The organism is Brevibacterium sediminis (genome assembly GCF_024895295.1).
Classification (GTDB): domain Bacteria; phylum Actinomycetota; class Actinomycetes; order Actinomycetales; family Brevibacteriaceae; genus Brevibacterium; species Brevibacterium sediminis.
Map to the genome: position 1 here is coordinate 288,576 of NZ_JAHQRN010000001.1, position 14,328 is coordinate 302,903.

20 protein-coding genes are annotated in these 14,328 nt (G+C 63.5%); 15 read left to right on the plus strand and 5 right to left on the minus strand.

Going from position 1 to position 14,328, the window contains the following annotated elements; all coding sequences use genetic code 11:
* The first annotated feature begins 26 nt into the window (after positions 1 to 26).
* Positions 27 to 713, plus strand: coding sequence for an SDR family oxidoreductase (locus KTJ89_RS01300; protein ID WP_139466853.1), 687 nt, complete (start codon positions 27 to 29; stop codon positions 711 to 713).
* A 114-nt stretch (positions 714 to 827) separates the two neighbouring features.
* Here the strand turns inward: KTJ89_RS01300 and KTJ89_RS01305 are convergent, their stop codons facing one another.
* Positions 828 to 1,466 (minus strand): dihydrofolate reductase family protein, encoded by a 639-nt coding sequence (locus tag KTJ89_RS01305; protein WP_259356663.1) that lies wholly within the window; start codon positions 1,464 to 1,466, stop codon positions 828 to 830.
* Positions 1,467 to 1,586: 120 nt separating this feature from the next.
* Here KTJ89_RS01305 and KTJ89_RS01310 point away from each other — a divergent pair, with 120 nt between their 5' ends.
* Positions 1,587 to 2,078: a winged helix-turn-helix transcriptional regulator gene (locus KTJ89_RS01310; RefSeq protein ID WP_139466855.1), complete on the plus strand. Its 492-nt coding sequence runs from the start codon at positions 1,587 to 1,589 to the stop codon at positions 2,076 to 2,078.
* 11 nt (positions 2,079 to 2,089) lie between these two features.
* Here the strand turns inward: KTJ89_RS01310 and KTJ89_RS01315 are convergent, their stop codons facing one another.
* On the minus strand, positions 2,090 to 2,950 hold the full coding sequence (locus KTJ89_RS01315) for a sigma-70 family RNA polymerase sigma factor (protein WP_259356868.1): 861 nt from the start codon (positions 2,948 to 2,950) through the stop codon (positions 2,090 to 2,092).
* Between the two features lie 77 nt (positions 2,951 to 3,027).
* Here KTJ89_RS01315 and KTJ89_RS01320 point away from each other — a divergent pair, with 77 nt between their 5' ends.
* The 3 genes from KTJ89_RS01320 (at position 3,028) to KTJ89_RS01330 (ending at position 4,316) form a co-directional block, all read left to right on the plus strand.
* A complete protein-coding gene (locus KTJ89_RS01320) occupies positions 3,028 to 3,417 on the plus strand; it encodes a DoxX family protein (RefSeq protein ID WP_259356664.1) in 390 nt (129 codons plus the stop codon).
* A 103-nt stretch (positions 3,418 to 3,520) separates the two neighbouring features.
* On the plus strand, positions 3,521 to 3,853 hold the full coding sequence (locus KTJ89_RS01325) for a VOC family protein (protein WP_259356665.1): 333 nt from the start codon (positions 3,521 to 3,523) through the stop codon (positions 3,851 to 3,853).
* A complete protein-coding gene (locus KTJ89_RS01330) occupies positions 3,846 to 4,316 on the plus strand; it encodes an SRPBCC domain-containing protein (RefSeq protein WP_259356666.1) in 471 nt (156 codons plus the stop codon). Before KTJ89_RS01325 ends, KTJ89_RS01330 begins: the two co-directional genes overlap by 8 nt.
* Here the strand turns inward: KTJ89_RS01330 and KTJ89_RS01335 are convergent.
* Complete coding sequence (locus KTJ89_RS01335) at positions 4,306 to 5,208, minus strand: carbohydrate kinase family protein (RefSeq protein ID WP_259356667.1); 903 nt, start codon at positions 5,206 to 5,208, stop codon at positions 4,306 to 4,308. The two genes, KTJ89_RS01330 and KTJ89_RS01335, sit on opposite strands and share 11 nt — an antisense overlap.
* Before the next feature lie 119 nt (positions 5,209 to 5,327).
* On the opposite strand from KTJ89_RS01335, the gene KTJ89_RS01340 reads away from it, so the two are divergent.
* From KTJ89_RS01340 to KTJ89_RS01360, 5 genes are read left to right on the plus strand one after another with little or no spacing between them, the layout of a single operon-like run.
* Positions 5,328 to 5,786: a DUF2695 domain-containing protein gene (locus tag KTJ89_RS01340; protein ID WP_259356668.1), complete on the plus strand. Its 459-nt coding sequence runs from the start codon at positions 5,328 to 5,330 to the stop codon at positions 5,784 to 5,786.
* 27 nt (positions 5,787 to 5,813) lie between these two features.
* Positions 5,814 to 6,974: a nucleoside hydrolase gene (locus tag KTJ89_RS01345; protein WP_259356669.1), complete on the plus strand. Its 1,161-nt coding sequence runs from the start codon at positions 5,814 to 5,816 to the stop codon at positions 6,972 to 6,974.
* Positions 6,971 to 7,849, plus strand: coding sequence for a histidine kinase (locus tag KTJ89_RS01350; RefSeq protein ID WP_139466861.1), 879 nt, complete (start codon positions 6,971 to 6,973; stop codon positions 7,847 to 7,849). Before KTJ89_RS01345 ends, KTJ89_RS01350 begins: the two co-directional genes overlap by 4 nt.
* Positions 7,850 to 7,866: 17 nt before the next feature.
* A complete protein-coding gene (locus KTJ89_RS01355; RefSeq protein ID WP_259356670.1) occupies positions 7,867 to 8,685 on the plus strand; it encodes an energy-coupling factor transporter transmembrane component T family protein in 819 nt (272 codons plus the stop codon).
* Position 8,686: 1 nt separating this feature from the next.
* On the plus strand, positions 8,687 to 10,093 hold the full coding sequence (locus KTJ89_RS01360) for an ATP-binding cassette domain-containing protein (protein WP_139907527.1): 1,407 nt from the start codon (positions 8,687 to 8,689) through the stop codon (positions 10,091 to 10,093).
* A gap of 39 nt (positions 10,094 to 10,132) precedes the next feature.
* Here the strand turns inward: KTJ89_RS01360 and KTJ89_RS01365 are convergent, their stop codons facing one another.
* Positions 10,133 to 10,420: a YrhK family protein gene (locus KTJ89_RS01365; RefSeq protein ID WP_139466864.1), complete on the minus strand. Its 288-nt coding sequence runs from the start codon at positions 10,418 to 10,420 to the stop codon at positions 10,133 to 10,135.
* 113 nt (positions 10,421 to 10,533) lie between these two features.
* Between KTJ89_RS01365 and KTJ89_RS01370 the strand changes: the two genes are divergently transcribed.
* The 5 genes from KTJ89_RS01370 to KTJ89_RS01390 all read left to right on the plus strand — a co-directional run bounded on the left by KTJ89_RS01370 (position 10,534) and on the right by KTJ89_RS01390 (position 13,657).
* Positions 10,534 to 11,175: a hypothetical protein gene (locus KTJ89_RS01370; protein ID WP_139466865.1), complete on the plus strand. Its 642-nt coding sequence runs from the start codon at positions 10,534 to 10,536 to the stop codon at positions 11,173 to 11,175.
* Between the two features lie 60 nt (positions 11,176 to 11,235).
* Positions 11,236 to 11,808: a DinB family protein gene (locus KTJ89_RS01375; RefSeq protein WP_259356671.1), complete on the plus strand. Its 573-nt coding sequence runs from the start codon at positions 11,236 to 11,238 to the stop codon at positions 11,806 to 11,808.
* 13 nt (positions 11,809 to 11,821) lie between these two features.
* Positions 11,822 to 12,283: a VOC family protein gene (locus tag KTJ89_RS01380; RefSeq protein ID WP_139466867.1), complete on the plus strand. Its 462-nt coding sequence runs from the start codon at positions 11,822 to 11,824 to the stop codon at positions 12,281 to 12,283.
* 95 nt (positions 12,284 to 12,378) lie between these two features.
* Complete coding sequence (locus KTJ89_RS01385) at positions 12,379 to 13,044, plus strand: PepSY domain-containing protein (protein WP_229663896.1); 666 nt, start codon at positions 12,379 to 12,381, stop codon at positions 13,042 to 13,044.
* Positions 13,037 to 13,657, plus strand: a complete 621-nt coding sequence (locus KTJ89_RS01390; RefSeq protein WP_139466868.1) for a thymidine kinase — start codon at positions 13,037 to 13,039, stop codon at positions 13,655 to 13,657. Before KTJ89_RS01385 ends, KTJ89_RS01390 begins: the two co-directional genes overlap by 8 nt.
* Positions 13,658 to 13,681: 24 nt before the next feature.
* On the opposite strand, the gene KTJ89_RS01395 is transcribed toward KTJ89_RS01390, so the two are convergent.
* Entirely contained in the window at positions 13,682 to 14,326 is a 645-nt protein-coding gene (locus KTJ89_RS01395) for a mismatch-specific DNA-glycosylase (RefSeq protein ID WP_259356672.1), read from the minus strand.
* Positions 14,327 to 14,328: the final 2 nt, after the last annotated feature.

Below are 14,328 nucleotides of genomic sequence, written 5' to 3' on the forward strand. Positions count from 1 at the left end.
AAGCTTCACCGACAACGGAGGTAGATATGTCTGATTCAACTCGTGTCGTCATTCTCGGCGGCCATGGAAAGATCGCACTTCTGGCCGCGCCCAAGCTCAAGGCCGCAGGCTTCGCCGTCGATTCGGTGATCCGCAACCCCGACCAGTCATCAGATGTCGAAGCCGCTGAGGCCAACCCGGTCGTCCTCGACATCGAAACCGCCGACACTCAGGCGCTCGCCGATCTGTTCTCCGGAGCCCAGGCTGTCGTCTTCTCCGCAGGCGCCGGCGGCGGCAACCCGGCCCGGACCAAGGCCGTCGACCTCGAAGCAGCCAAGCGATCGATCGACGCCGCCGGGCAGGCGGGCGTCAAGCGCTTCGTCATGGTTTCCTATGCCAGTGCGAGCGTCGACCGTGATCGCGTCGACCCCGAGAGCTCGTTCTACCCCTACGTCGAGGCCAAGGCCGGTGCAGACGAGCACCTGCGCGCCAGCGACCTTGACTTCACGATTCTCGGACCCGGCGGTCTGACCCTCGAGCCCTCCAGCGGCAAGGTCCTCATCGCCGATGCGGCCGGCGATCTCGACGGTGAACGCCCGGCAGACGAGGTGCGGGTGACCTCCCGCGAACTCGTCGCCGAGGTCATCACACACGTCATCGCCGAATCTGCAGCTGTGCGTGAGACTGTGAACTTCTACGACGGGCAGACCCCCATCGCCGAGGCGATCAACTGACCTGACAATCCATGCGGGCGCTGTCCCGTCCCTACCCGATGGCCTGTGGTCTCCGAACCGAGACCACAGGCCATCGGGCGTTCCGACGAGTCCGGTTCGAGTCGCCGCTGAGATTCAGCCTCGTCTGTTCCACAATTGATGGGTCAGACCGCTGGCCGTGGTGAGACTCTCGATCGTGAAGTCCTTCTCCAACCCCTCGAGTCCTTCCCAGAGCCAGACCCCGCGGCCGAGGGTGACCGGGACGATGACGAGGTGCATGAAGTCGACGAGGCCGTCCGCAAGGAACTGTCTGACCATCGAAGGACCGCCGCCGATGCGGACATTGCCGCCGTCAGCGGCAGAGGTCGCCTCGGCGAGTGCCTCCGCGGGCGACGCGTCGATGAAGTGGAAACTCGTGCCGTTGTCGAACTCCATCGGCTCCCGTGGATGATGAGTGAGAACGAAGCACGGGGTCTTGAACGGCGGCTCCTCACCCCACCAGCCACGCCAGCCGTCGTTGGGCCACGGCCCCGTCTGGGGACCGAACTTCTTCCGGCCCATGATCTCGGCTCCGATGCCCTGCCCCCACATGGCGAACAGAGCGCGGTCTGCGGTCACCGGGGCGTCGACCTTGTCCACGCCCTCGATGCCGCGGCCGTCGAAGTAGGAGAACAGTGCTTGGGCTTCGCCGATCGGCTGATCGAAGGTGACGAACTCGCCGGCAGCGAATCCGTCGAGGGAGACGAAGAGGTTGTTGACACACGCTTTGGCCATGTGCACTCCAATGTGATGGTTCGGCTGATGTCTTCAGTCCGACGGATGGCGTGGGTTCCGGGGAAGTGGACCCAGTGTAAGATTAAGTAGTTTCAGAATGCAATCACTGGAGGTGGGGCGATGCCTGCACAGCCGCGTTCAGGATGTGCGATCAATGCCGCCGTCGAGGTCCTCGGCGACAACTGGTCGCTCATCGTCCTGCGGGACATCATCTTCGGCAATCGTCGGCACTTCCGCGAGCTGCTCACCCACAATGATGAGGGCATAGCCTCGAACATGCTCGCCAGTCGTCTGAGGAAGCTCATCGACGAAGGGCTGCTGACAAAAGCGGAAGCCGCACGCGGGCAGCGAGCCCAGTACACCCTCACCGAGGCTGGAATCCAGACTCTGCCGGTCATGGTCGCCCTCGGAACGTGGGGAATGACCCACCGGGAGACCTCGCCGGAGCTGACGATCCGATCCAGAATCATGGCCGATGACTCCCGACTCGTCGCAGGTCTCGTGGATGAGCTTCGGGAGACCCACCTCGGGGTGCCGCGCCCGAATCCTGACGAACCGCGTTCCTCGGAGCGACTGCAGGCCGCCTACGAGGCCGAGATCTCGGGAAGCTGATTCGGGTGGGCCTACTGCCCGGGCAGTCTCAGTCGCTCCAGCAGCTTCCTTGAGGTGATCGAGACGATGCCGACCAATCTGCCGTCTGCCACGGTGCATGCCATGAGTCCCAAACGGTGACCGCTTGCGGTCAGAACGAGCAGACCCGGCTCGCCGTTGACGTTGACCTTTCGAACTTCGATCCTGTCCGGATCGCCGCGCCGAATCGCTGCGAGCACCTCGTTCGCACCCATCCGGACCATGTGGCCGCGGGCGTTGCTGCGGTGCCACGTCAGTCCCGGGTCGAGAAAGTGCAGCAGAGCGTCGAAGTCTCCAAGCCGTGCGGCAGTGAGGAATGCGTCGACGACAGCACGGCGCTGTGAAAGTTCTCCGGACGGTGGTGGTGTGTCCTTGACCTTGCGCCGGGCTCGACTGGCGGCCATCTTCGCGGCGGCTTCCGAAGATCCGATGACGGCCGCGATTTCGGCAAAGGGCACCGAGAACATGTCGTGGAGGACGAACGCGACTCGCTCCTCCGGGCGCAGCGAGTCGAGCACGATGAGCATGGCCGGTCCGAGCGAATCCGACAACGTTGCGTTCTGCTCGGGCGTCGGGTCATCCTCGTCGACGATGGCTTCGCTGACCCAGGCGTCAAGCGACGATTCTCCCCGAGCGGTGCGTCGGCGGAGCACATCGAGACAGATGCGTCCGACGACCCGGGTCAGCCACCCGCCGAGATTGTCTTTGGACTCCGGTCCGTTCCGCTCCCAGCGGAGCCATGTTTCCTGAACGGCATCCTCGGCGTCCGAATGCGAGCCGAGCACTCTCGTGGCCAACGCAGTCAGGCGAGGGCGATGAGCTTCGAACTCTGAGGTCGCAGATGACTGCGCGATGGTTGTTACCTTTCCTGGCGGCGGTGCGTCAACAGAGTGAGAGTCCGACCGGGCTCTTTCGGCAAAGGAGAATCGCAATGATGGACATCGTACTATGGGTCGTCGCCGCCGCAATGGCAGTGGCCTTCGGCATCGGCGGAGCCTCGCAGGTGATCCTGTCCAAGGAGAAGTATCGGGCGCTGGCTCGCAGCCAGCACTGGGTGGACGATTTCAGTCCGGGGCACATCAAAGTCATCGGAACCATCAAGCTCCTCGGCGTGATCGGACTGATCGTGCCCCCGCTGGCGGGAATCCTTCCGGTTCTCTCGCCGATCGCGGCGTGTGGACTCATGCTGGTGATGGCTGGGGCGGCGACGACACGATTTCGACGCAGCGAATGGGGCCTGATGGCGGGGGACACCGCATACCTGCTGGTATTTGCGTTCCTCGCATGGGGCCGGTTTGCGTTGGCCCCGTTCGGGGGCTGAGCTGAGCGTCGCTCTTGCTCCCGGGGCCGATGTGTGCTTCTATGGAATAAGTGATTGCAGAATGCAATCACTCAATCTCAAGACTGATCCCGAAGGAGCGATCATGATCACCGGACTCATGGCCAATATCGTTGTCACCAGCGAGAAGGGAGCGACCGAATGGTATTCCCGACTCTTCGAAAGACAGCCGGATGACAAGCCGATGGCGGGGCTGGCCCAATGGCTCTTCGACGAGAGGATCGGAATCCAGATCTGGGAGGACCCGCAGCGAGCCGGACGCTCCAACGTGGTTCTCGACGTGGACGACCTCGACAAGATGACCGAGCATCTGCGAGCGGCCGGAATCGACCACGACGAACCATCCCCAGGAGGCGGACAGCGCATCCTGCCGGTCACCGATCCGGACGGAAACCAGGTGGTGTTCTTCGGTGAGTGAGGCGGCATCCGACCAGAGGGCGCCGGTGACCGCGACGATCAGCCTTAGCGCTGACTTCGAGCATCCGGCCTCGAAGGTGTGGAACGCCTTCGCCGATACGGATCAGCGCGTGCAGTGGGGAGTCCCCGAGGGAGAGGAGATGGTGTGCGACATCGACGAATTCCGTCCGGGCGGTGCGATCCGTGCCCGCTGTGGGTCATCGGGAGAACTCGAGTTCGTCTCCACCGGGCAGTACTGCTCACTTGAGCCGGGACGTCACATCGTCACAACAGAGACTCTCACCAAAGACGATGAGATCCTCTCGACGGCCATCATCACCTGGACCCTGACCGCCATCCCGACAGGCACCCGGGTCGAGCTCGTCGACCAGGTCGTGTCCTTCGTCGGTCAGGGAATGATCGACGGACACCGCAACGGCCATGACATCTGCCTGCGACAGCTCGGCGAATTCCTCAGTTCGTGAGGTCCGCGGCCCACGGCAGATCCGCACCCTCACGGCTGACCGTGATCGCCGCAAGCGCCGATGCACGATCTCCTAGGGCTGTGAGTTCTGCCGTGCTGAGATCGGACACAGCGTTCTCCTGTGCATTCAGGTCGTGGATGAGCGAGACCATGAACGTATCCCCGGCCCCGATCGTGTCTTTGACTTCCACCTTCCTTGAGGTCACCGATGCCCGCGCCGAGGCCGTCGCCACGATCGCACCCTCACCACCGCGAGTCATGGCGACCAGATTCGCCCCGAGGCTGAGAAGACGGTCGACCTGTGCGGACTCGTCGAGATCGGGATAGAGCCAGTTCGCATCGACGTCGCTGAGTTTGAGAACGTCGACTCGACGAGCCAACTCCTCGAATCGCGGCAGCACATCCTCGCGGGAGCCGATGATCGACGGTCGGATATTCGGGTCGAAGGAGATGAGCGGACGAAGATGCGTACCGGAAGCGCCGGTCGCAGAGGCGAGGACATCATCGATGGCTGCGGAGCCGGGCGAAAGGAATGCCGCAATCGAACCGACATGCACAACAGAGCGAGACGCGTCCTTGAGCAGGGAAGAGTCAGGATCCCACCGCAGGTGGAACTCGTACTCGGCCGAGCCGTCATCGGCGAGGCGAGCCAGCGCTGTCGACGTGGCGCCACGTGGTGAAGCGAGCACGGCGACCTGAGACTCCTGAAGATGAGCGAGAAGGAACCCACCGTGGAAATCATCGCCGACATCGGTGAGGAACTCGACATCGTCGCCGAGGCGGCCCAGCCCGAGAGCGACATTGGCTGGAGCTCCACCCGGTGCATATCGGTCTGGACTCCCGGGCGTGCTGACGATGTCGATGAGGGCCTCACCGATGACGAGAATGCTCATGGGCACGATTCTAAGGTGAAAAGTCTTCTCCAGTTGAGACCTGCATAAATAGGACGGAAATCGATGAATGATATTAATTCTCCTCATGTCATGTCAGTGCCGTCTGGAACTGTGTGGTCATGGACAAGAACACCATTGACAACGACGTCAGAACGATCATCGACGAGGAGACCGCCCGTGTCTTCGCTCCGCGCCCCGGCGAATGCCTGGCCTGCTACGTGTTCCGACAACTCGGCGAATTCGGCTGCAACGGCACCCACAGGTTCGCGGAAGGCTTCCGCGACCGTACGGCTCCACGCGCCACGGCTCTGCTCGCGCGGCTGAGCAGCATGGGTGCCTGCTGCTGTGACTGTGAAATGTTCCTCAACGCCTTCACCTTCGCCGCCAAACCGTGGATCACCAGCATGCCGTTCGGTGAAGTCATCGGCACTCCCTTCGGCAGCGAGGAAGCCATCGACATGAGAGAAAGGTTCGGAATCGACGAACCTCCCTCGGCGAAGCTCTACCTCTGCTGCCGACTGGTGAGACGGGGATCAACCCAAGCCTGCGGAAACTGGGCCCGCATCCGAAGGTGGTGACACAGCCGGATCCGGCAGAATAGAACCATGCCTGCCGCTCTGCCGCTCTTCCTCGACTGCGACCCCGGGATCGACGATGCTATTGCACTGGCCTACCTGTGCTGCCAAGACGACGTCGACGTTGTCGGCATCGCCGCATCCGGAGGCAACGTCGCCACCGCACAAGTCGTCGAGAACACCCGCGGATGGCTGTCGCTGGCCGGACGCAGCGACATTCCCGTCCACGCCGGCCACAGCCTTCCGCTGGCATGGCGGGTCCTGCAGATGGATCCGCAGGCAGCGGAGACGGCAACGGGCGAAGCCCTGGAATATGCCGACCTCACCCATGGGGAGTCCGGGCGGGGATATGCGCGGCTGCCGGCCCCGAGCACGCCGGTGAGTTCGGTGACGGCGGCTCAGGCCTGGGTCGATGCTGCCCACGCCCATCCCGGACAGCTCCTCGGTGTCGTCATCGGTCCAGCCACGAATCTTGCCCTGGCCCTCGAAATCGACCCGGAACTCCCGAGTCTGTTCAAACGTCTCTTCATCATGGGAGGAGCGTTCAACTACCGGGGCAACACCCACCCGACGACGGAATGGAATGTCACCTTCGACCCTGAGTCCACCGCCCAGGTGCTTGCCGCTTTCGACCGCACCAGACAGGAGGAGAGGCTGGCCCACCTTCCGGTCATCGCCCCGATCGAAGCGACCGAAGCCGTTGAGATGACACCCGAGCGTCTCGCCACCATCCTCGACGGATCCTCTGCCGGTGGTGCCGATGACCGCTGGCAATCAGTACTCGCACAACTGGCCGAGGCGCTTCGGTTCTACTTCGAATTCCACGAAACCGACGGGCTCGGCTACCTCGCCCACATCCACGACCCGTTCGTCCTCGCCTGCGCTCTGTCCTGGGCTCGGCAAGACACCACAACGTCGACCGGAACAGAGCTCGAGGGATCGGACTCCGACTCCCGGGAGCCGTCCGCCCCGGTGCCCGTGAGGGGAAGTGCGGGGGACCTGCCATGGGCGTCGACGCTGTGGGCACCTGTCGATGTCGAACTCACGGGTACACTCACACGAGGCGAAACCGTCGCCGACTGGCTGGGGCGGTGGGGCCGCCCCGTGAACGCAGAGATCATCCGCGCCATCGACGCTCCTGCCTTCCTCGACCACCTCAGCACCACCCTGATGAAAGGACCACCCGCATGACCGCACACTCCAGACAGTCTGGGCAGGGGCCGACCACCACGGTCGGTCCCGGACAAAACCGCAACCGCACTCTTCCCCTCATCCTCACACTGCTCGGCACCCTCATCGTCATCGGCACCTACGTCGCCGTACTCCTCACCCAACCTGCCAACCTCGGCGTTGACCTCGGATACACCACTCTGTGGGTCATGCTCGGCTATCTCGGCGGAGGAGTTCTGCTCGCCGCAGGCACTCTCCCGCTCATTCCCCGCAGCGTTCTCGCGCTCATCCCGGTCGCCATCGCCCTCAACGTCGTCATCGGGCAGATCATCGGCAACTACACGCCTGTGCCCCTCTACCTCGACTCCATCGGAACCGTGCTCATCGGCGTCCTGGCAGGCCCCGCAGCAGGTGCCTTCACGGGAATCATCTCGAACCTCATCTGGGGCGTGACCCTGAGCCCCAGCGTCATCGCCTTCAGCTCCGGGGCCGCCTTCATCGGCGCCGCCGCCGGCTGGGCAGCAAGGCTCGGAGTCTTCCGCACACCCTGGACCGCGATCATCGTCGGCGCCGTCGCCGGTGTTCCCGCCGGCGCCATCGGAGCACCCGTCGCCGCTTATGTCTTCGGCGGCGGGCTGGGGGCCGGCACCGGGGGAGTCGTCGCGATCCTCCAAGCGACGGGCCTCGAGATGTTCAATGCCACCTTCGCTCAGAGCATGGTCTCCGACATCGTCGACAAGGCGCTCATCTTCGCCCTCGCCTATGTCGTCATCCAGTCGCTGCCCAAACGCATCGTCGGTCGCTACGAGTTCGCCGCTCATAGTCGCCCCCGGGCGAAGAAGTCCGACGGCCCCGATCTGACCAAACAGGCCGAATCGGCACAGCCGGCGGAATGAGTCACGCCTCTTCCGACATGCACGCCGCCGTTGACTCGGCTGAGGCTCACCGCCCGAAGCGTCGTCTGCACCCTGCCACGGAATTGATCATCCTTGCCTGCAGCCTGCTGCTCGTCTTCGGAATCCCCTCTCCGATCGTGCCGGTCATCATCCTGACCGGCACGGTCGTGACCGTGACAGTCTCACCCGCCGTGCGACTGCGGGAATGGGCGATGACAGTAGGTCTCCTGTGCCTGCCGACTCTGCTTGTGCTGATCGTCGTGCAGGGGCTGTTCTACCCCGGAACCGATGTGCATGTGCTCTGGCAGGTCGGACCCGCTCGCCTCAGCGTCGAAGGACTGAGCATCGCCGTTCAGATCTGGCTGCGGGTGAGCGCCCTGATCGGGCTGTGCGCGATGTTCGGTCTGGGTGCCGACTCCGCTCGCCTCTTCGACGGTCTGCGTCGACTTCGTCTGCCCTCGGCAGTCGCCTATATGTGCGCCTCTGCCATCGGTCTCATCCCAATGATCGGCGCACGCACCCGACACATCATCGAAGCCAGACAGGCCCGCGGCTGGGCCACCGACTCCTGGCGGGTGCGCATCCGACTGCTGCCGGGAATCGTCACAGGACTCGTCACCGCGATCCTGCTGACCGTCGACCAACGTCACGACGTGCTCGAATCCAGCGGACTCAATTCGAACGCGACCGCGACTGCGCTCCAGGACCACACGGACGGGACAGGGCAGAGCCTCCTGCGGATCCTGACTCCGCTCGTGAGCATCGCACTCATCGTCGCCTCGGTGACGGGATCCCTCCCGCTGCCGGGCGCCGCGCAGCTGATCGGCGGTGCCTGAGATGACCGTTTCGATCACGGACGCGTGGTTCACCTATCGTGGAGAGGACACTGCCGCGCTGAGCGGAATCACTTTCGACGTTGTCAGCGGCACCATGACCGCAGTGCTCGGACCGCTCGGATCGGGAACGTCGACTCTCTGCCGCCTGTTCGCCGGACAGCTCGTCTCTCGGGGAGCCCTGACCGGCACCATCGACCGGAACGGAACCGTGGCGCTGCTCGGCGATGACCCGGAAGCGCAACTGAGCGGAATGACCAGCCACGTCGGTGACGAGTCCCAGCTGGCGTGTCGACTGTACGGGCATGATCCGGCCGATGCCCACCGCCGAGCCCGGAACCTGCTCGAGCTCCTCGGCATCGGAGACCTATGGAACCGACGGCTGGACACGCTCTCCGGAGGGCAGAGGCAACTGGTCGCGGTGGCACGGATCCTCGCACCCGGGCCCGACCTGCTCGTTCTCGACCAACCAGCACAGTCCTTGGATCCGCAGATGCGTGTGCGCCTGGTGACAGTGCTGCAGGAATTCTGTGATCGGGGAGGGGCTGTGCTCATCACCGGTCATCAGACTGACGAACTGACCCGGATCTGCGAAGAGGTCCGCTTCCTTGACGCCGGTCGGCTGCAGACGGCGACTCCCACGGTTCGATCCGTCGGAATCTGGGACAGCCGCCCGAACGATGATGCGACTCTCTCGACGATGCTGAGGTCACAGGCAGATCCGCTGCTCACCGTTCGCGACCTCACCGTGGATCGGGGGAGCAGCCGAATCCTCGACGGCCTCGACCTCGATCTGCGGCCCGGCGAACTCACCTCAGTCACCGGTGCCAACGGGGCCGGCAAGTCCACGCTTCTGCGGGCCCTCCTCGGCCTGCTCGACCGGTCGGCGTCCGTGACGGGCACGATCACAGTCAGCCGCCTCGGCGAGATGATCCGATTGGACACCCTGCCCGCCCACGCGCGCAGTGCTCACCTCGGATGGGTGGGACAGGATGCAGGACTGCAGCTCTCCGCAGCCACAGTGGCACGCGAACTGCTTCACGCCGCTCCGCTGCCGCCGCATCGACGGCGAGACCGAAAGCGAGTGCGCGACCATCGCCTGGCAGCCGCAGACAGCGTCCTCGCCGAGGCGGACCTGACCGAGGTCGCCGACGACCATCCCTTCGACCTCGATGTGGCCAGGCGCAAAGACATCGTCATCGCCTCGGCTCTGATGACCGAGACCACGGTGCTGCTGCTTGACGAACCGACGATCGGGCGCGACCTCGCGGCAATGACCCGACTGAACGCGATTATCGAGTCGTTCCTCAACAGTGGAGGCGCTGTCCTGGCAACAACACACGACCAGCGCTGGGCGAACGAGTTCGCGCACCGCAGACTGCGGCTTATCGACGGGCGAGCCCGGTCATGATGGAATGGCGGGCGGATATTTGAGAGCGGATGACAGCGGTCAGTAGTCGAAGGAATCGTCTCCGGCGGCTGCGGGGCTGCGCAGCCTCTGCAGGTGCAGATGCCTGATGAGGCGGATGACCGGGCGAATGAGCATCTCGACACTGCCGATGACGAACAGCCAGGTTCCCGAATAGGTCAGTGATTCGGAGAAGAACATGAAGCTGCCGATGAGGAACCACAGGCCGATGAGCACATCATTGGCGATGCTGATCACCTGGTAGCGCTGCCGGACGACGAGTTCCTCCCGCCCGATCCGCAGATGAAGATCCGGATTGTGCTCGGTCAACACTCTCTCCTTTCCCGCTGAATCTGTTTCACAGCGAGCCTACCGCCGCCGCCCGGGCACGGACTCCGACCGGCGCCGAATCTCGTGTCAGGGGCTGCGCCTACCGTGAGAACATGGATCAGAAGTCGAAACCATTCGATTCCCACGTTGCCGAGTTGCTCGACCGTCACTTGCCGATGTCATGGGATGAGTTGCTCGCCGCTGTTCGTCGGTCCCCGCAGCTCTCCGCCGTCGAAGCGGCCCGCGGTGCGAAGCAGAGGCCCGATCGCACGACCGACGGTCTCAGGTCTCTGCCCGCGGCGAGCCCACCCACCTGGGATGGACTGCACGCAGTCATCAATACGCTGCACCGGAAGAACCTGCTGCCGGACGACCTTCCGCACACACGCAGCCCCTCCGTCATGCTCATCCATCTCCTCAGCGAACTCGCGCTCAGCCTCTCCGACCACCGCAGGCCAGGGCGCGACCTCGGTGCGGCGTCGGTCGAGCCGAAGGCTGAGGGAGTCCAGGCGCGGTTCGAAACCGAATGCATCATCTGGCTCATCACCGGGCGACTCGGTGTGAGGGCCGCCGCGACCGGATCACTCAAGGGCTACCTCAAATACGGAGAGCTCATGCCCGAGTTCTCCCGGGACCGGGTGCTGCAGACCGTCGACACGATCGAGGGACTCTTCGGAGGTGCGCTCGCCTTCGGGATCATGATCCGAGAGGAGATGCCGAGCCTGTTCGAACTCGATGACAGCTTGGCTGTCTGAACCCTGGCAAAGCGCCTTCGACCCTGGTGCTCAGCCGTCCACCGGAGCAGAATGACCATCATGTCCACCTCACCACAGCGCTGGAGCATTGCCACCGTCTACCCCGATATGTGGGTCGATCCCGACGACAACCCCCGCAGCTCCGACAGACACAGTCCCGACGGAGAACTCGCCACACTGCTGAGCTACCTGCGCGACTACCGGCTGACCCTGGATCTGAAATGCCAGGGACTCACGCTTGAGCAGATGATGAAGCTCTCCGTCCCACCGTCGACGATGTCGCTGTTCGGGTTGGTCCGTCACATGACCGAAGTGGAGCGAGACTGGAGGAATTGGATCACCGACGGCGAACCCGAACCCCCGATCTATGGGAGCTTGGATGACGCATTCGACCTCAGTGATGTTCCGTCTCACCCCGAGGAAACCGTCCTCACCGATGCCTTCGCCCGACTGGAACAGGAGCAGGCCGCCACCGACGCTGAAGTCAGCAGACACGACGACCTCGGCACACACGTGGGCCGAGAAGACATCGCGGTTCGGGAATTCTTAGTCCACCGCATCGAAGAATATGCCCGCCACTGTGGTCACGCTGACCTGCTGCGTGAATGCATCGACGGCAGAACCGGACAATAGGGAGCCACCGACCATGAGCCGAACAATCCAGGTGACCGTCGACTGCCACGACCCCGAAAGGCTCGCCCGCTTCTGGGCCGAAGCACTCGGCTACATCATTCCAGGACCTCCGGGGGTGCGACTCGGTGCTGACGACGACCCCCTCGTCGCTTGGAAGGAATTCATCGCCGGACTCGGCATCGAACTCGGTCCCGAGAACATGCGTGCCGCCATCGAAGACCCTGAACAGGTCGGTCCTCGGGTCTTCTTCCAAACGGTGCCCGAGCCCAAAACGGTGAAGAACCGCGTGCACCTCGACGTCCGTGCCGCTCCGGGACTCGACGGCGATGAGCGGATGGATGCACTCGAAGCAGAATGTACCCGACTCACGGGACTCGGAGGCACTCGGTTGCGCCGAGTCGATCCGGACCCGCCGTTGGAACACGGCTTCATCGTCATGGCCGATCCCGAAGGCAACGAATTCTGCCTTGACTGACCAGCAGTCTCGAACCCCTTCAGATGAGATTGTTCTCAGAAACGACTTGTGAAAGGTGTTCGCTTGCTAGCGTGGCAGCCATGAAGACGAATCGCATGGCAATGAGTACAGTGGCCGGACTTGCAGCACTCACTCTCGGCCTGGCCGGGTGTGGCGGAAGTGATTCCGGAAACGGAGGCGATGAGGCGCAGGACTCGTCCGCGGCAAGCGAATCGGCCGAGGCCAGCCCTGCCGGAGGCGAGGATCAGAGCGACGATGGCCAAAACGATGACGGCGATGAAACCAGGCCGGCGGAGGAATCGTCCGGGAAAGGCCTGAGCGCCGGTGCCGACCTGAGCAAAGAATCGCCGGCCATCAGTGCCGAAGACGCGATCAAGACTGCCGAGGAGGAAGTCGGGAACGGAATCGTTCATGGCATCGAGCTCGACTGGGACGACAAAGACGAGGCCTGGCAGTACGAGGTGTCCATCCTCGACGGAAACACCGACCATGACGTCGAGATCGACGCGGAGACCGGGAAGATCGCCGAACACGAGCAGGACTCGACCGATGACAAAGAGAAGGCCATCGACCTCAACGATCCGATGGCCTTCGACGACGCTCTCAAACTTGCCCAGAAGAAAGCCGACGGAAAGCTCGTGAGCTGGAAACTCGAATTCGACGACGGCAAGCAGGAGTACCAGTTCGATTTCGAGAAGGGCAGCGGAGACGTGGAAGTCACCGTTGATACCGACTCCAAGAGAGTCAGCGTCGATGACTGACACCGGTCGTCTCACGGTCATCGCCGGACCTATGTTCTCCGGAAAATCCGAAGAGCTTATGCGCAGGGTCCGGCGGGCTACGATTGCCGGAATCGATGTCCTCGTCGTGTCCCACTCGCTCGACACCCGATCGGACATCTCCACGATCACCTCGCACACCGGGGTGAATATCCCCGCAGTGCCGCTCGGAGACGTCGCGTCCCTTGCAGGGGCGGCCCTACAGAAGGACTATGACCTCATCGCCATCGATGAGGCGCAGTTCTTCGGCCCGGAGCTCGTCCCCGCCGTCGAGGACCTCCTCAGCCGTGGACTCGACGTCATCGTCGAAGGACTGTGCGTGACCTTCGACGGGCAGCCGTTCGAACCGCTGCCCAGCTTCATGGCCGTCGCTGAGGAGGTCCTGAGACTCACGGCGGTGTGCACAGTCTGTGGGAAGGACGCTGTGTTCCACCAGCGTTTGGAACAGACGGAGAGCCCGAACGGACCAGACGCAGCACGGACAGTTCAGCCACCCGAGGCGACTCTGGCCGCGACTGAGATCGACGCCAGCCACATCGGTGGCTTGGATACCTATGTCGCTCGCTGTCGGCAGCACTTCACCGGGGCCGGGTAGCTTCACCGGATCTGTCCAACGGTCCTAGCCGTCGACGCTGTCCCAGACCTCTCGCCAGATCCGCGCGAGGTCTGGGATCTGATAGTGGGCGTTGAGGCCGCTCGGCTGCGGAACCACATGCAGCGCCACATCAGCCGGCCACCCGTCGATCAGCGTCGTATCCTGTCGACCGAGCCGAGCTTTCGGCACCTGAAAGCCGGTGCGGAACGCTGTGATCCCGGCGATCGCGACCGCCCGGGGTCGGATATCGGCAAGACGCTCGATGAGGTGAGCCGCACCTTCACGCAGCTCCTGCCGGGAGAGTTCGTCGGCACGGACAGTGGCTCGCCCCACGAGGTTGGTCAGACCGATTCCACGACTGAGCAGCTGCAGTTCATCCGCAGACTCCAGCCCACACGAGGCATCGACTTGGTGATCGGTGAGACCTGCCTGATGCAGAGATGGCCAGAAACGGTTGCCGGGACGTGCGAACGGCGCATTCACCGCTGCCGTCCACAGCCCCGGGTTGATGCCGACGATGAGCATCTTCAGCCCGGTGGAATCGCTCGGCAGAATATCGTCGATCGCATCCGGATCGTCCGTGGCGAAAGCCGCGAGATCGTCCTTGGTCGGTTTGCGACCGCCCAGAGGGGATGGCCGTCGATTGCTGACGAAGTTGTCCTCACTCACAT